Origin of the sequence: Bradyrhizobium sp. LA6.8 (genome assembly GCF_040547935.1) — a bacterium.
Classification (GTDB): Bacteria; Pseudomonadota; Alphaproteobacteria; order Rhizobiales; family Xanthobacteraceae; genus Bradyrhizobium; species Bradyrhizobium barranii.
The window spans coordinates 741,110-762,853 of record NZ_JBEPQQ010000004.1 but is presented as its reverse complement, the minus strand read 5'-3'; the positions used below and the strand labels follow the sequence as shown (position 1 = coordinate 762,853).

Annotated in this window: 16 protein-coding genes and 1 pseudogene; 11 read left to right on the top strand and 6 right to left on the bottom strand. The window is 59.2% G+C overall.

All coding sequences use genetic code 11. From position 1 onward, the window contains the following. The first annotated feature begins 515 nt into the window (after positions 1-515). The 4 genes from ABIA90_RS23640 to ABIA90_RS23625 all read left to right on the top strand — a co-directional run bounded on the left by ABIA90_RS23640 (position 516) and on the right by ABIA90_RS23625 (position 4,079). Positions 516-704: a hypothetical protein gene (locus ABIA90_RS23640; protein ID WP_247457891.1), complete on the top strand. Its 189-nt coding sequence runs from the start codon at positions 516-518 to the stop codon at positions 702-704. Further along, complete coding sequence (locus ABIA90_RS23635; protein ID WP_247458304.1) at positions 680-763, top strand: hypothetical protein; 84 nt, start codon at positions 680-682, stop codon at positions 761-763. Before ABIA90_RS23640 ends, ABIA90_RS23635 begins: the two co-directional genes overlap by 25 nt. A gap of 424 nt (positions 764-1,187) precedes the next feature. Beyond that, positions 1,188-2,341 (top strand): IS3 family transposase gene (locus ABIA90_RS23630; protein WP_247457890.1). Its coding sequence is split into 2 segments (ribosomal slippage): positions 1,188-1,437 and positions 1,437-2,341, totalling 1,155 coding nucleotides; the frame shifts between segments, so codons are not numbered across the junction. 1,237 nt (positions 2,342-3,578) lie between these two features. Then, a complete protein-coding gene (locus tag ABIA90_RS23625) occupies positions 3,579-4,079 on the top strand; it encodes a helix-turn-helix transcriptional regulator (protein ID WP_247457889.1) in 501 nt (166 codons plus the stop codon). A 487-nt stretch (positions 4,080-4,566) separates the two neighbouring features. Here ABIA90_RS23625 and ABIA90_RS23620 read toward each other — a convergent pair whose 3' ends face one another. The 6 genes and pseudogenes from ABIA90_RS23620 to ABIA90_RS23595 form a co-directional block, all read right to left on the bottom strand. Beyond that, positions 4,567-5,304 (bottom strand): outer membrane protein, encoded by a 738-nt coding sequence (locus tag ABIA90_RS23620; protein WP_247457888.1) that lies wholly within the window; start codon positions 5,302-5,304, stop codon positions 4,567-4,569. A gap of 1,461 nt (positions 5,305-6,765) precedes the next feature. Further along, on the bottom strand, positions 6,766-7,035 hold the full coding sequence (locus ABIA90_RS23615) for a hypothetical protein (RefSeq protein ID WP_354119248.1): 270 nt from the start codon (positions 7,033-7,035) through the stop codon (positions 6,766-6,768). Between the two features lie 632 nt (positions 7,036-7,667). After that, positions 7,668-8,745, bottom strand: a pseudogene (locus ABIA90_RS23610) (pyridoxal phosphate-dependent aminotransferase). A 292-nt stretch (positions 8,746-9,037) separates the two neighbouring features. Beyond that, on the bottom strand, positions 9,038-10,321 hold the full coding sequence (locus tag ABIA90_RS23605; protein ID WP_247457886.1) for an IS256 family transposase: 1,284 nt from the start codon (positions 10,319-10,321) through the stop codon (positions 9,038-9,040). A gap of 1,169 nt (positions 10,322-11,490) precedes the next feature. Continuing rightward, positions 11,491-12,210 carry a MerR family transcriptional regulator gene (locus tag ABIA90_RS23600; protein ID WP_247457885.1) on the bottom strand — a complete coding sequence of 240 codons (720 nt, stop codon included), beginning with the start codon at positions 12,208-12,210 and terminating at the stop codon, positions 11,491-11,493. A gap of 1,772 nt (positions 12,211-13,982) precedes the next feature. Beyond that, positions 13,983-14,927 (bottom strand): LysR family transcriptional regulator, encoded by a 945-nt coding sequence (locus ABIA90_RS23595; protein WP_354119249.1) that lies wholly within the window; start codon positions 14,925-14,927, stop codon positions 13,983-13,985. A gap of 443 nt (positions 14,928-15,370) precedes the next feature. Here ABIA90_RS23595 and ABIA90_RS23590 point away from each other — a divergent pair, with 443 nt between their 5' ends. Genes ABIA90_RS23590 through nodI form a run of 7 tightly spaced genes read left to right on the top strand, consistent with a single transcriptional unit; the run spans position 15,371 to position 21,743 of the window. After that, positions 15,371-15,793 (top strand): response regulator transcription factor, encoded by a 423-nt coding sequence (locus tag ABIA90_RS23590; protein WP_354116730.1) that lies wholly within the window; start codon positions 15,371-15,373, stop codon positions 15,791-15,793. Beyond that, positions 15,784-16,416, top strand: coding sequence for a NodA family N-acyltransferase (locus ABIA90_RS23585; protein ID WP_247457883.1), 633 nt, complete (start codon positions 15,784-15,786; stop codon positions 16,414-16,416). Before ABIA90_RS23590 ends, ABIA90_RS23585 begins: the two co-directional genes overlap by 10 nt. Next, a complete protein-coding gene (gene nodB, locus ABIA90_RS23580; protein ID WP_354116726.1) occupies positions 16,413-17,072 on the top strand; it encodes a chitooligosaccharide deacetylase NodB in 660 nt (219 codons plus the stop codon). The genes ABIA90_RS23585 and nodB overlap by 4 nt, the downstream gene beginning before the upstream one ends. 14 nt (positions 17,073-17,086) lie before the next feature. Further along, positions 17,087-18,445 carry a chitooligosaccharide synthase NodC gene (nodC, locus tag ABIA90_RS23575; protein ID WP_247457882.1) on the top strand — a complete coding sequence of 453 codons (1,359 nt, stop codon included), beginning with the start codon at positions 17,087-17,089 and terminating at the stop codon, positions 18,443-18,445. A 24-nt stretch (positions 18,446-18,469) separates the two neighbouring features. Further along, positions 18,470-19,099, top strand: a complete 630-nt coding sequence (gene nodS, locus ABIA90_RS23570; RefSeq protein WP_247457881.1) for a nodulation methyltransferase NodS — start codon at positions 18,470-18,472, stop codon at positions 19,097-19,099. Between the two features lie 12 nt (positions 19,100-19,111). Further along, on the top strand, positions 19,112-20,824 hold the full coding sequence (gene nodU / locus ABIA90_RS23565; protein ID WP_247457880.1) for a nodulation protein NodU: 1,713 nt from the start codon (positions 19,112-19,114) through the stop codon (positions 20,822-20,824). A 4-nt stretch (positions 20,825-20,828) separates the two neighbouring features. Next, complete coding sequence (nodI, locus tag ABIA90_RS23560) at positions 20,829-21,743, top strand: nodulation factor ABC transporter ATP-binding protein NodI (protein WP_247457879.1); 915 nt, start codon at positions 20,829-20,831, stop codon at positions 21,741-21,743. Position 21,744: the final 1 nt, after the last annotated feature.

The window sequence follows — 21,744 nt, the reverse complement described above, 5'->3', positions numbered from 1 at the left end:
TCACAGTGACTAGGTCTTGCTTGACCACGCGCGCCCTAGAATTTACCTAGAGCGGCCCAACAAATTGTGTCGGCTCTTCGCCATCAGCCTCTAGAATCGAGCATCGGTCGCACGAGGAGGAAGAAGATGATGCGGACCGCCACCCAGAACCGCGTTTCGCATTCGCTCGAAGATGAGGCGTTATGCTGCTTGGCCTAGATGCCATAAATCAATAGGTGAGCTCCTCGCGCGCGATCGGCTTGGTGGGTGGTTCAGCGAGGGCCCTACATGAGCAGTATAAGTCCCCGTAGAGTGAACGTCTTTGTGCGCGAATGCGTGGAGGATCTGTCCGATAACTTCACGTACGGTTTTCGATGGTTGGTGCGGCAGCTGATGAGGCGAAGAGCCTCGTCTTACGGCCGAGATTGTCTACTGATCATGATGTCGCCGGGACGCCGCGTGGGATGTGCCTACCTCATTTGTTAGACCGCGAAGCTTGCGTGGCCGATGGTTCTGACTCAGGTTGGGCAACCGCGATGATGACGACCGATCATGGTTTTGTTGAACGCATCGGGATTGAGGCGATCGCCGCGGCAGAGTTGGCCGGCAGAGTCTATGTCTTCAGCCTCGGCTTTGGGTCACTCTGCTGGCGGCCGTCGCGCCCTTTATCGCACAAGAATTTGGGGCGGATCATCTGGGTTTGTTACGGCAGTCGCTGCGCATAGGACTCTGGACGGCATTCCTCTTATCGCTCCCGATGATGGGCTTTGTCGTTAGCGCTTAGCCGCAACCCATTGAGGCGGGCTTGAGGAGTGCGCTGTGCGCTTAGTGAAGGAGTGCGGGCACTTGCTCCATGAGCCGACTAACGGTGCGGTATGGCCGAAGGACGCGTGTGGCGTGCGGATGGAAAAGACAGCCATCTCCAGTGTCCAACTGGATGCGACAGCAGCGAACGTGGGCAACCTCCCAAGACAGGCTCATTGTTGTAGACGCGACAAATCCATGCTGGCTGCGACGGGAAGAAGGTGGCGTCCTGGACGCCCTCGATACGCTGCATCGGCTTGGCTTAAGGTCGCGGAGTCCTCCCGAAGTTGCGCATCACGTTGGAGTAGGAAGGGGAGCTGCACGAAATGCCTCTCACGATGTTTGAGCTGCTGCCGGTTTGATGGACACCGAGATTGGGTGTTTTATCGAGCCGGAGGTAGGTCATGCAGAGACGGAAGTTCAGTCGAGAGTTTAAGATCGAAGCGGTCAGGCTTGTCAGGGAACGCGGGGTGTGGGTGGCGCAAGCAGGCCGCGACCTGGGCGTTCATGAGAACGTGCTGCGCAAATGGGTGAAGGAGTTCGGCTCCGACCCTGTGCAGGCCTTCCCCGGCCACGGGCAAATGAAGCCTGAGCAATTGGAGATCGAGCGGCTGCGGCGCGAGGTCACCAAGTTGAAGGCGGAGCGGGACATCCTAAAAAAGGCCGCTGCCTACTTCGCGAAGGAAGCGACATGAAGTTCGTCTTCATCGCGAAGCACCGGAACATCTGGCCGGTGGCATGGCTATGCGAAGCAATGGGCGTATCCCGGTCGGGCTTCCATGCCTGGCTGAATCGGTCCCCCAGCGTCAGATCCCGGAGCGACGAGGCAGTCGGCCAGCAGGTGAAGGCAAGCTTTGTTGCCAGCGACCGGACCTACGGCGCACGGCGGGTCTGGAGAGACCTTTTGGCAGACGGCGTCGAATGCGGTTTGCACCGGATCGAGCGGCTGATGCGCCTGCAAGCCTTGCGGGCGAGGCCACGGCGCCGGCGTCTGCCCAAGGATGAAGGCGATCGCCAGGTAGCGAACGTGCCGGCGAACCTTCTGGACCGTCAGTTTGCGGCCGAGCGGCCGAACCAGAAGTGGATCGCCGACTTCACCTACATCTGGACCGCTGAAGGCTGGCTCTACGTGTCCGCCGTGATTGATCTGTTCTCGCGCCGGGTGGTCGGCTGGTCGATGCGCGCCAGTATGACGGCCCAGTTGGTTGCAGACGCCCTGCTGATGGCCGTCTGGCGACGCGGCAAGCCGGACGCCCTGATGCATCACTCCGATCGCGGCAGCCAATACGCCAGCGAACAGTTCCAGCGCCTGATGGCCGACAGCGGCATCGTCTGCAGCATGAGCCGATCCGGCAACGTTTGGGACAATGCGGCGATGGAAAGCTTCTTCTCGTCGTTGAAGACCGAGCGCATCGAGCGCAAAACCTATCGCACCAGGAACGAGGCCAGAGCGGATGTGTTCGACTACATCGAGCGGTTCTACAACCGCATCCGGCGTCATTCGACGATCGGATGCGTCAGCCCAGTTGAGTTCGAACGTAAGGTGGGATTAGCTTAACCGGGTGTCCATCAAACCGGCAGCAGCTCAGTTCGAACTCATAATGTTAGGGTGCGTGTCGTGCGCAGCAGCTTCTGGCACACGGTATTGAGATCGAAGTTGAGACATTTCTTGCCACGCTGAAGGACTTGAGACGTTCGCGCCCGTGTCGTCCGGCATGTCATGGCCCGGCGGACGATCCAGGCCGGCATCACTCCGGGAGGCGCTGTGGCGGCGTTGCGGGGCAAACAGTCCCAACCTGTCGCCTGCCGTGGTCTCAGGACTGTAGACCGCGTGGCAATGCGAGTACGAGCGCCGGCAGAGGGGCGATTGTGCTGCCACACATCATCCTCGAACGTGTCTCACTTAAGCGGGCAGTCCAGACCTGTCACTCCATCTTGGGGTCGGCCCAGCCAGGAAGGCTAGGTCATGGCGGAGCTGGCGAGGTCAAAGTTAGATGGTCGCTCGATCCGTCGACCAGATGCCTTTCGACGTCGGGGAAGCGGTTCCGTTGCTCGAGGAGGGTAGCCCGTTGAGAGGAGGTGTGAATGCCAATGACCAATCGCCGCTCTCGCCACGCGAGCTAATCTTGAGGCGTGCCGCCATTGCCTCACTATCAGCTACGATGCGTCGGGCGGCACCGAGGAATTCCTGACATTGGATCGTCGGTCGCGTGCCGCCGTTGGTGCGCTCGGAGGAGCGTGCTGCCGAGCTTGTGTTCGAGATTGCGTAGGCAGCGGCTGAGCGTTGACTGCTTGATTCTGAGTGCGGTCTGCCGCTTGGCGGAGGCTTCGGTGCTGGGACGCAGGGATAGCCCAGCATAGATCTCGAAATTCCACGGGCGCGATTGAAACTCTATGGCGAGTTGCAGTGATAGGGTAGGGATGAACTGCTCTTTGGAGGCACCCGCCGCCTGCGCTCGGAATGACCTGCTGCGATGACAGCTTTCAAATGCTTTCGCCGTTCGCTTGATGACGCGGGCGCCGGGTCTACGCTAGCTCGGCTGACCCCCGGAGCAGAGGCGGGAGGCTGGCCAACGCGTAAACGATCGTTCGCGTACTTGTCGATGCAGCATATATTCTTCAGCTAGCCCCAACAAGGTTGTCTCTCTTGCGACGAATGTCCGAATTCTAGCAGTGAACGTGGTGCGGCCAGTTCTCCAGCACTCCTGCTTTGCGGCAGCGCTCCTGGCGCGCCAGCTGGTACGACATTTGCTGGATGCTTGAGGTCCGCCTCCTCCCGAAGAAGCGCATGCACAATGTTCTCTATCGAGCAGCTATCCGATCTCAGCCAATCGATTGCAGCTCATGACGAGAAGTATGACTGTCGCGTTCGGTCGAGCACTTCCAAGCGTGTGTTGAACGAGGCCAAAGAGGCCGGTCTGAAGCGCGGCGTAACCGTACCACTGTTCGGACCATTTGGACAGCTATCCCTCGTATCCTTTGCATCCAGGTTCGACGATGTTGACCCTCAGTATCGCCTCAGTCGTTTCAACGCATTGGCTTGGCAGTTTCATCATGCATTCACAGAAATCGCGCCGTCATCGAAGGGCAAATGCCATATGCAAGTGGTCCTATCCGAACGAGAAAAGGATTGCCTCCGCTGGGTGGGAGAGGGGAAATCATCCTGGGAAATCGGAGTCATCCTGAGAGTCAGCGAGAATACGGTGAACTTTCACCTGAAGAACGCGATGCGAAAGCTAGAGACGAACAGCCGTACCCATCGCCTTGCCAAGGCGATTCGCCTCGGTCATATCTGACGTTTCGGCGCCGCTGGCCCGTACCGACCTATGCCGAAGTCACGAGCGAGCGATCTGATCAGCGTGGCAACATGACAAAATCAGCGAGGACACGTTCAGCCCAAGGTGGAGAAGATGCTGTTGCGGCGAATAGCTGACAAGCCTGTCATCCCGATCGTCTTGGGGGGCATAGATGCGCATCCCGCCGAGGGTTGGTCGTGTTTTCGAGGCGGGAGAAGTTCGCACGATCGCCTAAATCCGACGTGGACTGGGCATGACGGCAGACTATTCGGCGCATCGATGACGCGCGCGCGATGACAGTGATCTTCGCAAGCGTGCTTCGTTGTGGATGCCGCCGCTCGACCAAGATCGGAGCGGTTTTTGGGCCTGGATTGCGACCACCTAGTCGCCTGCGATAACGGTATTGCTTGATCGAGCAAGCCCGCCCTTGCAAAAGCAAGCCCCGGCCTTGGGCCGGGGCTTTCGATACCGCCGTTCGTACTGCTGATCAATATTTCAGAAGAAAGGGCCCGCCGAACTTATAGTTGAGCCGTGCAGTCACAAGATCGAAATCCTGGCGGATGCGATCGATTCCGCCTGCGGGCGCGGGGAAGTGCACCGTTGCGGGCTGCATGAATAGGTGGTCGTACTCGAGGCTGACCGACCAGCTCGGTGCGAAGCCGTAATCGATGCCGGCTCCCAAAGCGCCCCCCCGAAGAACGTGCTGGCTGCTCCCAAGCTGCGCGCCGGTGAGGGTCGAGCTAATCTGATACGTGTTGCTCGTCACTGCGGCGCCGCCTTTGGCGTAAAGCAGTACGTTGTCGAAGGCATAACCTATCTGCCCCGTTACCAGGCCGAACGCATCAATCTTGGTCTGGTTGTTATCCGCAAACGCGACGCTGTCATTCGACCCGCTCAAATCAGCCCAGTTCCCCTGGCCTTCAACACCAAGCACGATCTGGCCGATCTGCCCTCGATAGCCGATCTGGCCACCCACGGTACCGCCGGTCGCGTCATGGCAGCCCTCAGGCGTGCCGCCATTGAAGTCCCAGCAATTCGAGCTTGAGCCCAAGCCGCCGTTCAAACCGACGTAGTAGCCGCTCCACTCGTAGATCGTAGCCGCAACAGGCTGCGGGGCTTTGGCATAGAGAGGCTGGACGGGCTGCGCAGCAAGATCCGCGCCGAATGCGGGCGCCACCGCGCCGAGCGCCACAATGCTTGCAGTCGCAAGCAACAAGTTCTTCATTTCTACTCTCATGTCTTGAGTGCCCCCGAGCCTCGCGCGTCTTAACAACATCCGCACGAATAGCTGTAACTGCATCGCAACATTTGGGCCGAAAGGAATGCTTGAACCGAACCCTGCGTCAGGTTGCGGCGTTGCGAATCACGCCTCGCAATGCACCTTCGCGTGCGAACCAGATTGCATAGGCCTGGGCGAAAAGCGGGCGGCTGATCTCAGCGGATGAAGCGCACCGCAAGCCATATGGCGCCCAGCCACACCGCAACCGAGAAGAGCAAAGCGCTTTGCCAGGTCCTTGCTCTTATCCTGTGACGCCATTGAAGGAGCTCCGATGAGCAACCGGCCGACCTCGTACAACAGCTATCACTTCATCGTAATCTGCGAACGGGAACTGAGAGCGATGCTTCCGAATATACGCCAGCCGCTCAGTGGGTGAGAGGCACTGCGCCCACAACTCCCATGCCTCATCATCAAAACACGTGCTATTCTCAAGTACCTCGGCGACGCGCTCGTCAGGTTTCATGATGCATCCGCTGTACTGACTATCGCGGATCGAGTTCTAGAAGGGCGCCTAACCTTCGAAGCCTCTCAGTTCAGGGATTTGGATTCGGCCAGGAAACATTTGTCACGGTCAAATGCGGCGCTGATCCTGCGCGAGATGAAATTCGAAGTGGTGCGGTGGCTCTGGATCTTCCTTCTGGCCCAGTGCAGGTCGCCACGGGCATGGAAGCGGCGTAGCTGCCGCAGGAGAGTGAAAGGTGCTCTTGTCGATGCTGTCGCAATCGTGCTCGCCGTCGCATTCAGTTCAAGCGCTGGCTCGCGTGCCAGACATGTCTTCTCCGCGGTGTGCACCTGCGCTGATTAGAATTCGGTCCGGCAATGCTTCCGCGCATGCTAAGATCACACAAATGTCCGTTGAAAGGTCCAGGGCCGGTTGCGAATACACGGCCGCCGATTCGATCATCATCCGTGAACGGCCGGCTCGCAGTCTTCACCGTCAGTGTCTCGGGTGAAATCGGCCAGCAGTCACACGTTGCACCGCGCTGTTGGGACTGACTGCACGCGAGCACGCGCGTGCCCTCCACGTCGCCTCCCGATTCTGTGCTCGACGAACTGACGGCGCTCGGCGTTCGCCCTCTTGTGGCAGATCGGCAATTGCCTTGCTTGAGCAAGGCCGAATGCCGCATTAGGAACCACGGCGTGCGGGAACTCGGAGCGGCGGCGGATCAGAACTGCTGGAAGCCCTGGCTTGCGAGAGACCTCAGGCAAGCCGCCAGTGCACGCGGGTCCCTCGTTGAAGCAGGGCACGATGACATCCACGCTGGGCAAAGCACCGTTGTCGGCCGGCTCGTACGGCGGCAGTGAGGCGCCGATCGCTTGAGCGGGTCATGCATCAAGGCATCTTGGGATGAGGGCTGCAGATACCAACTTCGTTAAAAGGATCCTGAGGGCGGCGCGGTTCGTTGGTCATGACATTTTCATTGCAAAGGAGAGCGACCTGTATGCTCGATCTCGGACCGCCTGCGGCAAATCAGGAGTTGCGTCGATCGCAGCGCGCGCGTCGCTCATAATCTTATCTTTTGCGGAAAGAAGCTTTGCATCAAACATTACATGAAGCGTCTCTCGAATTTCAGGTGCGATCGCGCTATCGCCATCGATCAATTCTCGAAATTTCCAAAACATACGCTCGGCCGCTACCATCGACCCGAGGACTGACATCAGTCTTGGTGACATCATTGGTCATCTCCTTCTCAAACCAGTATCTGGGACTATCCCAGCGAAATTAGACCTGTGCGCATTTGGCCGGCGCGCGAGGCGACCCCGAACAGGCGAATGACTGGGATAAATGTCGGCTGCTACGCCCCAGCGGGCGTGAGACGGACGTTCAAGATATGCTCAGCGGAACTCGCAAGTGTGCGATTTGCGAGCAAGGCATTTATCCTCTGCTCCAAGCCGTAACGCGATGGCGTGCGGTGGCTCACGTGCAAAACTGACATGGAGGGGATGCGCCGCTTTCCATTTGCCACAATACATGCAGCGGCCTCGGAGTTGGGCTTCTGCCAGGCGTCCGTTCTCTTCCGCTTTCTCACTCGGATCGCTCTGTTGACGAGGCCAAATCGACTGAGTGATCCCGGCTATGCAAATGTGGGCCATCCGATATCCAGGTGCTCGGGGCGCCCACGCGTTTTGTGATTGCCTGGGTGCATCGACATCGAGCCTCCCGATGCGGCGATGGTGTGTTGGTCGTGCCACGTCGACCTCGATCATCTCTTGATTCTCCATTGGCCGGTCGGGTTGAGCTTAGGAAGAGCGGCAACTTTAACGCGCAGATCATTTCCATGTGCAGGGACCTGAGTGGAAGGGAATCACTAGCCACGGCGTCCCACCTTCTTAAGAATGCTGCCGACAGCCGCAAGGAACGCATCCATCTGACGTTTCGTACCGATGCTAACGCGAATGCACTCTTTGCAGGCCGGCATCCGTAAAGAAGGCAACGAGGACGCTCTGGTCTTGCAACACCGCCTGCCACCATCTGCCACCCTGGCCTACCGGCACACGGGCGAGGAGGAAGTTCGCGTGGGAAGGCGTTACGGAGAACCCAAATTCTGAGAGGGCGGCCGCTACGCGCTGACGCTCAAACCTGACGTGGCGATGGTTCTCCTCGTAGGCGTCGCGATGCGCAAGGTCGCTCATGCCTACGGCATGAGCGACCACATTCATGTTGAAAACATTCTGGATGTTGCGAAGCCGCCCAATCAGCTCGGGATGGCCGAAACCGAAGCTGACGCGAATCCCAGCGGCGGAATGACTCTTGGAAAGCGTGCGCAGGACCAGAAGATTCGAATGGCGCTCAATGAGGCGTAGGCCGTTCTCAGGTGCGAAATCGACATAAGCTTCGTCCAAAACGATCAATCGGTCAGACCGTATAACGAGGCGCTCGATCTCAGCGAGCGGAACAAAGGTTCCGGTCGGATTGTTCGGATTGGCCAGCAGAATGAACTTAGCATGTTTAGGCGGACCGAAAAGCAGCTCGTCCATCGGCAAGCAGTCGGGTTCAGGCCAGGGAATTTCAATGAACCGGGCCCCTTGCAGCATGGCAAGCTTGCGATTGAACGAGAAGCCGGGCGACATCATCGCGATGCCGTCGCCCGGGGCAAGAAAGGCTCTGTAAATGAGACTGGGGAGTTCAGACGATCCATTGCCAGCCATCACGCGATCAGTGGCAATCCCGTAGGCCGCTGCGGCCGCTTGTCTCAAGCTGATATTGTCGTCTTCCGGATAGCGATATTGCACCTCAAGAGCTGCAATTGCGCTTCGCATCACGATGGCGGGCAAAGGAAATGGATTCTCATTCGTATTTAGTTTCACGCAAGTATTGTCGGGGGTGGGCCGCCCGGACGGCAGAGCATCCAATTCGCGAGCCACCGGCGAGAGCGAGGAAAGCATAGTTTTCAGTTTTGCATCCAATTTGACGTTCTCCCTTTTGTCGACGAGAGCAGCTGACGGACTTCATCGAGCCTACGTGATGCGCTCGCTGTGTTCGGAGCCGGAAAGCGCAAGGCGTGCATCAATGTGAGGGTGGGCTGCCATAGGCGGGCTCAGATCTAAGCGCCGCACCGGATCAGAGTCCGGCAGCGATCAGCGCGGATCAGGCGGGCGCACGGCGTTATCCCAGCGAATACCTGTTTCACGAGGGGAGGGAGAGCTATCGCCAAATTTTGGTGACGGCCGGAGCCGGTCAGGCGGCGGCGGTTATGGGCTGACGGTCGGTCGGCTTGGCGATGACCTCGATCCCATCATTGAATGTCACACCGACAACGAGTTTTGGCAACTGGTTGTGGCCATCGAGACGACGCCAGCTTCTCTGCGCGGCCTCGAGCAGTTTGAAGACCATCGCGAGTGCCGTCTTGTTGGACAGGCAGCCCTTCGATCGGATGGTGCGGTGGCGAACGGTGGCGAAGGTGCTTTCGATGGGGTTGGTCGTCCGCAAGTGTTTCCAGTGCTCGGCCGGGAAGTCGTAGAACGCCAGTAGCGTGTCTCGATCCTTGCTCAGGCAATCGGCGGCCTTCTCGTACTTCAGCGCGTAGCTCTCGATGAAGGCGTCGAACGCCAGTTCGGCGGCGGCCTTGGTTTCGGCCATCCAGATCTCCTGCAACGCGCGTTTGGCCTTCGGCTGCTGGCTCTTCGGCAACTTGGCGAGCACGTTGGCGGTCTTGTGCACCCAGCAGCGCTGCTCGCGCGTTTTCGGCCAGACCTCGGCGGCGGCCTTCCAGAACCCGAGTGCGCCATCGGCGATGACGAGCCGCGGCGCCACGTCGAGCCCGCGCCGCTTCAGGTCAAGCAGCAGATCGCGCCAGTCCTGCGCGCTCTCGCGGGCGCCATCGGTGAAGCCGACCAGTTCCTTGCGGCCTTCCGGCGTCGCGCCGATCAGCACCAGGATGCACTGCTTTTCGTCTTCGAGGCGCGCTTGGAGATGGATGCCATCGGCCCAGATGTAGACGTAGCGCTTCGCCGACAGATCGCGCCTCTGCCACGCGGCGTGCTCGTCGAGCCAGCCATCCTTCAGGCGACCGATGGCGGATGCCGACAACCCGGCAGCATCCTTGCCGAGCAGCGCAGCCAGCGCCTCAGAGAAGTCGCCGGTCGAGATACCCTTCAGGTAAAGGATCGGCAGCAGCGTCTCGATCGACTTCGACCGGCGCATGTAGGGCGGCAGGATCGACGGCGAGAACCGGATGCGGCCAGGATCGGCGGCGTCCGCTTCGCGATCGCGTACACGCGGCTGGCGGACGGCGACCGGACCGATGCCGGTCATCACCTCGCGCTCCGGCAGGTGACCGTGGCGGACGACGCGCTGGTGGCCGTCCCGGGTCTTCAAATCGGCATGCTGGCCGAGAAAGTCTGCAACCTCGGCCTCGACCGCCTGGGCCAGCAGGGCACGCGCTCCATTGCGCAAGACTTCTGTGAGTTGATCGTCGAAGATTCCTGGCTGAATCAGATGGATGACGTTATCGTTGGACACGGCATATCGCTCCTTCGGTGGAGAAGTGGAGGCGTCAAGCACCCCCACGATATGCCGCCTTTCCGATTCCCGCCGTCACCAACTTTGGGCGATAGCTCGGGGAGGGAACGCCACGTCCACTCGGCCGAACAGCGCTGCTAATGGCTTGAACTCGCGTAATCCGCAGACAGAAATCTTGCCAAAAGTTACGTTCCTTCTAAAGACGTGGCAGCTCACTCCCGAGAGCGAGGTGCGCGTCAGTTTCACTAAGTGGAAGAAGCCGCCGATGTTCGTCGGCCTTACGATTGTGGAAGTGATGCTCACTCCAGTGGTACCAGACGAATGGGAACGTACTCTTCGGGCGGCCGTTCGGGCGTGCACGACAGCCGTGATAGCATTGCCGCGAGGGCGAGAAATGCCGCGACTGCGGCGACTGCGACGCACGTTACCAGCGCGTAATCGCCAGGCCGCCGATGGTTCATCATTCAACGCTCCGTGCGATGTTAGTGCGTGCGGTCAGGTCTGGGCGACCGCTTCGACGGTATTGTCGCGCCAGTGGTAAACGATGGACCAGGAGCGGCATTGTCTCCCTTTGAGTCGAATCGAACCGTGGCAATAGCCCTTTCGATTGAGCCCGAGGTTCGGCCGCAGCGACCCGCCTGGCATCGAAGGTGCCCGCCCGTCTGACGGAGCTTGCCCATCCTTGAACTACGGCATAAGCGTAGCGTGCAACCTGCGGCAGATTGGCTTGCACCCTTGAGCTTGGCGACAGCGGCTGCCCCTGCAGCATTCTTCGTCGATTCCGGCATGAAGGTAAAGAGCGTGCCGTTTGCGGAGTCACCGGCAATGGCCAAAGACTTCATCCACTGACTTGTTCTCGCCCAGCGCTCTCACCGGGAACTTCCGAAAGTGATGCAGATCATTGGAGTCTCCATTGGGCTAACCGGCGCTCTGTCGCTCGCCCCGCCGCTGCGTCGATGCTTTTAGAAGGTACAATTTGACGCTACGTACGAATCAAGTACTTCGAAGCGTGCTCGTCGAGCTTGGCAGAGCGAAAGTCCCCAAAGAGTGCCGACGATGCACATTCGCAGGCGAATTGCTGCGGGCCAACGATCCTCAGTCAGACAAGGATCAGCATCAGCTCATTCAGTTACAGACATTCGAGCAACCGAGTCCGAGCAGCCGGCGCGTCAACTCTTTCCGAGCCGGTTCTCCAGCGCGGCGAGGGCGAGATCCAGGTATCGCATGAGGCTCGCATCCCAGCCGGCGAGATTGTGTGGTTCGGTCAATCGCGTCAGCACCTTCAGTATCATCGAGACAGTCGAGTCAACTCCTGCGATCTCAGTCAGCAGCGAACGGGCCTGACGCGCGACCGCATTTGGTCGCTCACTGCATGGCGGCTCGCCCCGAACCATGCAGCTTCGTAGCTCGTCCCGAATCTTCCGCCACCGATCTTCGCGGCTGGCGTTAGAGGCGCACGTGCAGATGGTCGAGGGGGTACGCTCCTCAATCCGCGACATTGCATCTAACGTGGCCGGCAGCTCGTCGACACTAACTTCGGTCTCACCTTGCGTCGTCATATTGCGCAATCGATCCCGTAATAATGTCGCCCGCGCGACTTGAACTTCAATTCGCTCCAGATGGTTGCGCACTAAGTCCGTGAGAGACGTCCGTCCCTCGATGGCTTTGCGGATCTCAGGAAGCGAGAAGCCGAGCTCACGTAGCGCCCGTATCTGAGAGACGCGTTGTTGGCTTTCACGATCGTACATGCGGTGACCGCCATCGGTACGTTCGGCGGCCGTCAACAACCCGGTATGTTCGTAGTGATGCAGAGTGCGTACCGTTACGCCGGTCGCCTCTGCAAGTTCTCCAATGCGCCATCGGCGCCGTCGTGGTGTGGCGTTTGTCATGGTCCTCAATTTGCAAGCCTACAACCTGACGTCACGTGAGAATCAAGTTATTTCAATGATCTAGATGATGGTCTCTTGCTGCGAACCCCAGGAGCACTGAGCGCAAGCTGTTGATCAACCAGCCGAGACAAGCGCAAGCATCAAGTGCGCCAGCGACGCCAATTCGTCCCTCGCTGCGCGTTGCATCACAAGTCTGGCGATCGCCACGCGATTCTCGCTGGTTCGCATGCATGTCGGTAAAGACGCGATTGCTCGATCAAAAAGGTTTCCCAAGCTCGCGAGATCCTCGGGGTCGTAGACTCCGCTTGGCTTCTCCAACAGTAAGCTCCTTTGATTTGCCGCACCTTCGCTGCACGTGACGAAGCCGTTTGGCTGTGGTGGGGCAAAAAGTAGACGGAGCGGCGACTTGGTCGAAAGAATGTGACAGGTGCGTTCGTGTGGTGCCGCTGTGCAACACGGCGTTTGCTTCCCTTTTGTCCAACGCTGCCTAACCGAAACCGTGCAATTTTTGCTGGACGCTGCCGCAGCAGTGGCCATCTGCTATCTGATTGCCACGCGAAGCGAAAGCAGGTACATGCAGCCCCGCTTGCTCTTGCGACACAGTTTAAGGAATTGCGGCCGGACACAGTACTGATCTGATCAGATGGCCTCTTTCAGTCGCAATCCTTGCTGTGATCTATCGTCGAGCCAAATTGATTGGTCAATCACGCAGAGTATTCCTACCACCACATCGTGGCGTGGCCGCCCGATCGGCGCCTAACACCGTTTTCGACACGCTGCTAGTCCTGTTGAGATGGCTTTGTGGGCGCGATGGAGTTGTTCGCGCGTGGCAACATCGGGTTTGGGAATGCGCCAAGATGATGGCTGCTCTTCAACGGGCAAGTCTGCGACGCAAGGCGTCGGATAAGGCGCGCCGCAAAACCATTCCCGGCATGTTTCTCAACGCAAGCGCACTTTGCGCGGCTGGCGAAACGTTACTCGCGATTGAGGACCGAGCCTCGAAGGACGCTCGAGTATCCGTTGAACGTGGAGGCGTTCAAAACGGGTCAACGAGCGCCGGCGCCGCGCAGCCACCGCCTTGGGAAAACAAGGACGTGTCATAGCTCCTACAGCAATAGCTCGCATATCCACACGTGAGCTGGATCAGTGTTGCGCAGCGCCGTCCAGCTGTCGCGGGCAATGGCTTGTTCGTCCGGAAGCTCACTCACTTTCATTCTCGAACAGGATCGCTTTGGTGTGCGTGCGCTGGACATAGATGCTTCGGGGTAAGATAGGCAAATCATGTTATCGCACCGAAGTAGCTCTTCCGGGTCAGCGGTAAGGGGCCGTAACTCGGAACTGACGGCGGCGGCATCCCGCGCGCCACCCGCCACGACACTTTCGAAAGTAACACGACTGTCGCCAGATCCCAAAGGATGTCCCACGATCCGATGTGGCTGGATTGATCATGTCGCCCGAGATGATCAAGAGCTGCAGGTGGAGCAGGGCTTGGCAAATGGGAGCGGCGAGCGCTTCCGTGCGCCATACATTGGCACAGTTGCCGTCCTCTCATCATAAAAACTCATCCTCCAAGCACGCGCGCAGCGGGACAATGTCGCGAGCTCATGGCGAGTGGATCCAGGTTGTTCCTGGCACGATCGTCACCGCAGCGCGGGATCCACGGCGCCGTCGACGCGATCAAACTACGCTCAAGCGGGCCAAGGTCGAAAGGCCGAACACCAGCGAGCTCTGGAGCTTCGAGGTTGGCGTAGATCTGGTTCGGCCGAACAATCCTAGAATAGGCCGTGACGTTGGTTGGTCTCGGTCCGAGAGACCATCAAGGATGCCTGTTGCAAGAACATGTTGCGCATCCAAATGCTTGCAGGATCAGTATTATGAATGGCCGGCCATTGGACGGCCTCGGTGAATGCGAGAAGTCGCAGCGGAGGTTCGATGACCCGCAGGGGCATCGTGTTTGCGAAATGGCTGACCAGTCTTGAGGGCATGCTCGCTATACGGTTGGTGCCCAATAACATAGGCGGAATCATACCAAAACCCTGCACCGCGACCTCGGTGCGTATCTTGAAACCATGCTCGAGCAAGAGCCATTCCTGGAAGAGGGGCCTCAGGGTGCGCCCGAACTGGGCTTCCACGTGCCCGATCGACGTGTACATCTCGAGCGTAAGTCGCGGCGCCAGCTGCTTGTTCATCGGGCAGCCCACGCAAGCGAAAGTGTCCTCGAACAGAGCCGCCTTGGGATGCGCACTCGACATGAACATCTCGGGATACATGAGAAAATCGACCTCACCGCGCCGGAGAAGTTCATCGGGTTCCTCCACCGGCGGCAGCAACTCGAAATTGATTGTCGGAGCTTCCCGCGCGACGCGGTCCACGATAGGTCGAAGAAACACGACAGTCATGAAGTCGGACAGGATAATCCTGAATCGCCGATTCGATTGAGACGGAGTGAAGCCGTCCGGAGAAATGATCGAGAGCTGAATGTGAGCGAGAGCCTCGCGAATCGGGGCAGCGAGCGCTTGAGCCCGCGGTGTTGGGACAAGCTTCCGGCCCCTCATCGTGAATAGCTCATCGCGAAAGTAAGTGCGAAGCCGCGCGACGGCAGCACTCATGGCAGGTTGACTGAGGTTGATGCTTCTTGCCGCCGCAGTGAGATTGCCTTGCGTCACCAGGGCGTCGAACGCGACGAGGAGATTCAGATCGAGTCCCTTGAAACGCATAATCTTGAGTGATCCACGGTATGAATGTGTTCTATCGATACAATCGATTTTACCACTTGTACCGAATGAGAATAGCAAAGGATAGTTTAGCGAGATGTCAGATCTATCAGAATGGTTACATATCGTAGCGCGTCTCAGCCCAGCGCCAGGGATCGATCAAGACATCTGGAGCGTGCGGTCGCAGTTTCGTGCGTGTTGCGCAAGTCATATCTCGGCGAGCTAGCACGGTGGGGGATCCGCAAATGCGCGTCGGCGTTTAGGACGAGCAAACCTTCGTATGGCTTCGCCAACCCATTCTATACCGGCCGTGTACCGCCGTAGAATTGAGCCAAGGCTCAAGCTGGTCGTATATTTCCCTCCAGTTGGACCCCTTCGGTTGCGGGTACCAAACGAGGTTTGGTCGCATCCGATTGCGTCGTTGCTGCGGAGAAATCGTGCGGAACATGCAAGCGAAGGCGTCCTTGGCGAATCTGATGCGAGTTGCGCACACGCTCGACGTCGTATCCATTGTGAATGCAAATCGGTCAGTGCGTGAAGCTCTGACAGATGTGGTGTTTTCCGCGGGCTACGTACCCGAACCCTTCGAGAGCGCAGACGAGTTCTTGAAATCGGGCCGCCGTTTGATCACGTCGTGCTTGATCGCGGACATGCAGTCGAGCGTGATGAGTGGCTGTGAGCTTTTCCATCATCTGGCTGGATCCGGAGGCGTGATTCCCACCGTTGTGCTCACAGACAACTCCGAAGACGATATGAGTCGACCCCTCCAAGCTGGACTCCAGTTCTTGAGCAAGCCTTTCGAGCGCAGCGAACTGTTGGCCTGCGTCAGGAGCCAGATAATGAACAGGAATTACTCTCTATGGACATGATCGCGCCCGGATCCACACGAGGTGTTTCGGCGCGCCCTCCAGTTCGTTGGAGGCTGTGCTGGGAGAATGAGCTTCAACTTGCTGACCATATTGAATTGTCCGACTTCTTCCGGAAGACCTATGGTCCGACCGGGGCATTCAATGCAAAACCCTTTGAAGGTCATCGAAGCTGGGCCGGCGCAAGGCCTGAGATTCGGGCGATCGGCTACGATGATCGTGGCATCGCGATTCACATCGGCGCACTGCGCCGCTTCATAAAAGTGGGTGAGGTCGACCTGCTTGTGGCTGAACTCGGATTGTACGGGGTACGCCCGGATCTCGAGGGGCTCGGCATCAGCCACTCCATCCGCGTGATGTATCCCGTGTTGCGAGACCTTGGGGTGCCGTTCGGCTTTGGCACGGTCCGATCCGCCCTGCAGAAACATATTACCAGGCTGCTCGGGCGACAGGGATTGGCGACTGTTCTGCCAGGGCTCCGTGTCCGGTCAGCTCGTCCGGATATCTATCTCACTGTGCCTCCGACGCGCGTGGAGGACGTGGTCGGCCTCGTTCTGCCGATTGCGAGGCCAATGAGCGAATGGCCGGCCGGTGAGATGATTGAACGGAACGGGCCAGAACTGTGACCACCGCAGCCAACGAGACTGAAGCGCGGAGCGACTGCGCCGACTTGGGCGGAGAGCGCTGTGTCTATCTGACGTTTGATGATGGTCCCAACCCGCATTGCACGCCGGCTATCCTGGATGTGCTGGCGCAGCATCGGGCCCCCGCCACTTTCTGCGTGATTGGTGCATATGCAGCGGGCCAGCCGGAGCTGATCCAGCGCATCATTGCAGAAGGGCACGAACTCGCAAACCACACAATGACGCACCCGGATTTATCCAAATGCATGCCGGATGAGGTGGAATATGAGATCCTCACGACGAACAAGGTCATCGGGATGGCCTGCCCCCGAGCTTCTGTGCGGCACATGCGTGCGCCGTATGGGAGTTGGACCAAGGAGGCCCTCGCCGCGTCGGCGAAGGCCGAACTGGCAGCCCTGCACTGGTCAGTGGACCCGCAAGACTGGTCTCGTCCTGGCGGCGAGGCGATTGTTGCCGCGGTGCTGGCCTCAGTCCGGCCGGGGGCAATCGTGCTCCTGCACGACGGGTGCCCTCCCGACGAGTTGGAACGCTCCCCTCACTCTGGGCGGCGCGACCAGACTGTGACGGCGCTCGCCCAGCTTATTCCAGCACTGCATGACCTTGGATTTGCAATCCGGTCGCTTCCTCAAACTCACTGAATAGATCAATTCCCATGAGCCTGCTTGCCACCATCAGCACCGCTGCTGTTGCCTCCTACGCGTTGCTCTCCAGCGTCCATAAGAGCGCGCAGGCGCTTTATGCGCTGCGAACCGACGCCTCACTGCCGCCGTACGACCTCGTCGACACCGAAGCTCTGCCCAGCGTGGATGTCATCGTGCCCTGCTTCAACGAGGATCCGGGGACGCTGGCGGCCTGCCTGAAATCTCTCGCAAGCCAGGATTACCCAGGCCGATTGCAAGTCTATGTGGTCGATGACGGCTCTGCAAATGTCGGTGCAGTGGCCCCGGTCCATGGGAGCTACGCGTATGACCCGAGGTTCACGGTCATTCTGCTGCCAAGCAACGTTGGAAAGCGCAAGGCGCAGATCGCAGCGATACGCCGGTCGTTCGGCGATCTCGTGCTCAACGTCGATTCCGACACGGAAATCGCCAGTGACGTGGTCAGCAAGCTCGTAGGCAAGATGCAGGATCCAGCCATCGGCGCGGCCATGGGGCAATTGACGGCCAGCAACCGGAGCGACAGCTGGCTGACCCGATTGATCGACATGGAGTACTGGTTGGCTTGCAACGAAGAGCGCGCGGCGCAGACGCGCTTTGGCGCCGTCATGTGCTGCTGCGGGCCGTGTGCCATGTACCGCCGCTCCGCGCTGCTCTTGCTGCTCGACCAGTACGAGACGCAGTTCTTCCGGGGAAAGCCGAGCGACTTCGGTGAGGACCGCCATCTGACGATCCTCATGCTCAAGGCAGGGTTTCGAACCGAGTACGTTCCGGACGCCATCGCCGCCACGGTGGTCCCGGACAGGCTCTTGCCATATCTGCGGCAACAGCTCCGCTGGGCGCGGAGCACTTACCGCGACACGCTGCTCGGTTTGCACCTGTTGCCCAGCCTGGACTGGTACCTTACGCTCGACGTGCTCGGACAGAACCTCGGGCCGCTGCTGCTCGCCATCTCAACGATTGCCGCGCTCGCTCAGCTCGCGCTCACCGGCACCGTGCCCTGGTGGACCGGTCTGACCATCGGCGCGATGACCATGATTCGATGCAGCGTAGCGGCCCTTCGTGCCCGTGAGCTTCGATTTATCGGCTTCTCGCTGCACACACCGATCAACATCTTCCTCCTGCTCCCGATGAAAGCCTATGCGCTCTGTACCTTGAGCAACAGCGACTGGCTCTCGCGCAAAGTAGCGAAATCGTCAGACGTCGATGAATCGAAGGTCTCGATCGCAGACGCGACAACTGGACCAAGCCTTAACCCGGCATCGGAAACGCCTGGCTCAATTCGCGGGGCAGGTCTTTCGCGCGCTCCCTCGCAGCTGATCGCGCCTGGTGGCATTGTGGCCGAGACTGACTGAGCAGCTTTGTAGGGGGATTCAGTGGTGAGCGTGGACAAGACATATCAGTCGCTGGAACGGGAGCTGGCAAACGATGACCCGTGGCGGCTTGACGACAATCCGTTCGAACGTGAGCGTCACACCCAGTTGCTACGGCTATCGCTGTCGAACGGCGCCGTCTCAGCCGGCCTCGAGATCGGGTGCGCGGCCGGTGCATTCACAGACAAGCTTGCTCCTCACTGCAAACGGCTCACAGTCATCGATGTTATGCCGCGAGCGATCGGTCGAGCGGTCCAGCGGACCAAGAGGTGGTCACATATCAGCTGGGCGGCGACCGATATTCTGCAGTTCTCGACCGAAGAGCTGTTCGATCTGATCGTGGTGGCCGAAGTTCTCTACTATCTCGAAGACATGACACGGATGCGTACCGCAATCGACAAGATGGTGAAGATGCTTGCTCCACGTGGGCATCTGGTCTTCGGATCTGCACGTGATGCGACCTGCAGGCGATGGGGGCATGTCGCTGGCGCCGAGACAGTCATCACGATTTTGACTGAAGCGCTCATTGAGGTCGAACGCGTGCAGTGCCAGGGGCAGTCGACTGACGAAGACTGCTTGTTGGTCCGCTTTCGCAATCCGGAGCGAACTTCGATCCCTCCCAACGGCCGAGCTTGAAAAGGAGCCACTATGCGTATCTGCGGTATCAAGTTGACGCATGACGGGGCAGTCGCTCTGATCGAGGACGGCCGGGTGGTGTTTTGTATCGAACAGGAGAAGCTGAACAACAATCCGCGTTATCAAACCATTGAAAACCTGGATGCGGTTGTTAGCGCCTTGGCGGAGCACGGGCTGGATCCGAACGATGTTGATCAGTTCGTCATTGATGGCTGGGATGGAGAGTTCGAGTCCCAGTTTGAAGTCCTTAGTGGGACGACGACGATCAAGCTCAAGGGCGCGCCGTATGTCGAACGGCAAGGCGATAGCCCCCTGACGTCCCGCGATCGCATCGGCCTCATGCTTGACGGGAAGCTATATCCCTATCAAAGCTATCCCCATGTCACCGGGCACGTAGCATCCGCATACTGCGCCAGCTCGTTTGCCAAATCCGCACAATCTGCTTTTTGCTTGGTGTGGGACGGCTGCATGTTTCCACGCCTCTACTATGTCGAGCCTCACGGCATCCGGTTCATCGAGTGCCTGTTTCCGATGATAGGTCACGCCTATGCGACGGCAGGACATCACTTTGGACCTTACAGGCGGGCAGACCGGACCAGCTGGGATCTCGGTATTGCCGGCAAGCTGATGGCCTATATCGCCCTGGGATCCCCCGACGAGGACAGTATTAAGACGTTTCAGGAACTTTATGAGGCGCACTTTGCCGCGGATGCTGAGGGCGCTTGTCCTGAGCCTGAAGAGATCAACAGCTCACAATCGCCACTTGAAGCTCTGCACGACTTCTTCGATGCGTGCGCAGTGCGATTGAAGGGAAAGCAAGCCGAAGACGTCCTTGCGTCATTTCACGTCTTCCTAGAGCGTCTGCTGGTTCGCACCATTGCTGATGTTGTGGAGCGGCATTCGGATCTTGCGGGGGCGCGTAACCTCTGCATAGCCGGCGGCTGTGGCCTGAATATTAAGTGGAATAGTGCATTTCGTGCGACAGGCCTGTTCGATATCGTGTGGGTGCCGCCCTTTCCGAACGACAGCGGCTCAGCCATTGGTGCTGCTTGCTCTGCACTGGCGGCACAGCAAGGCTTTAGAGCTCTGGAATGGTCGGTCTACAGTGGACCGGCCCTTCGTCCCAGCGAAGTCCCGCCCGAATGGGAGGGCGCGCCCTGCACTATGGGCGAACTTGCGGCAATCCTCGCTTGCGACAAGCCCGTGATCTTCCTTGCCGGGCGTGCCGAGCTCGGACCACGAGCCTTGGGTGGCAGAAGCATTCTCGCGGCTGCAAGCTGGGAAGGAATGAAAGATCATCTCAACGACATCAAACTTCGTGAGCATTTCAGGCCGGTAGCGCCGATATGCCTGGAGGATCGTGCGGCGGAGATTTTTAGCCCTGGGATACCCGATCCGTACATGCTGTTCGATCACCAGACCCGACCGGAATGGCGCGAGAAAATTCCCGCCGTCGTGCATCTCGATGGATCTGCTCGTCTACAGACCGTTTCCAGAACCTCTCAGCATAAAGTGGCCGAGCTTCTCGTCGAGTACGAGAAGCTCACAGCCATTCCGCTGCTTTGCAATACCAGCGCCAATCTGCATGGACGCGGCTTTTTCCCGGATGCTGCCGCCGCGTGCCAGTGGGGACGCGTCGATCACGTATGGTGTGACGGCCTGCTTTGGACAAAAAAGCGCGCGAGCGAGAAAGCGGCGCGAACAACGTCCGTCGCGATGGCGTAAACAAATGTCAGCCGCGGCAGTCGACCTTTTCCAGGTGAGCAAGTTCTACGACGACAGGCTCGTCGTGGACGCTCTCTCGTTTACGGTCGCGCCGGGAGAGTGCTTCGGTCTGCTGGGACCAAACGGCGCGGGTAAAAGCACGCTTGCGCGTTTGATCCTGGGTGTTGCGTCGCCCGACGCAGGTAAGATATGCGTGCTCGGGGAGCCAGTGCCGGCACGGGCGCGCTTGGCGCGGCGGGGGATCGGGGTTGTCCCACAGTTCGATAACCTTGATCTTCAGCTTACGGTGCGCGAAAACTTGCTCGTTTTCGGGCGCTACTTCGCCATGAGCGCGGCTGAGGTGAAAGCGGTCACGCCGTCCCTACTCGAATTCGCGCGCCTGGAGAACAAGGCGGATGCCCGCGTCGCCGAACTGTCCGGCGGCATGAAGCGACGCCTGACGCTGGCGCGGGCCCTCATTAACGACCCGCAGCTCCTGGTGCTTGATGAGCCGACGACGGGCCTCGATCCGCACGGCCGTCACCTGATCTGGGAACGCTTGCGCTCGCTATTAGGGCGCGGCAAAACGATCCTTCTCACCACCCACTTCATGGAAGAGGCGGAGCGATTGTGCGACCGCCTGTGCGTGCTTGAGCACGGCCGCAAGATCGCCGAAGGTGCGCCTCACGCGCTGATCGAGCAGCAGATCGGCTGCCACGTGATCGAGATTTACGGCGGTAATCCGCATGAACTGCTGCCGCTGGTCAGACCCCAAGTGCAGCGCGCTGAGGTGAGCGGGGAGACGCTCTTCTGCTATGTCACGGATCCAGAGCAGGTGCGCCTCCGGCTTGCCAACCGCACGGATCTCCGCCTTCTGCAGCGTCCTCCAAATCTGGAGGATGTCTTCTTGCGGCTAACCGGGCGAGAGATAAAGGACTGAA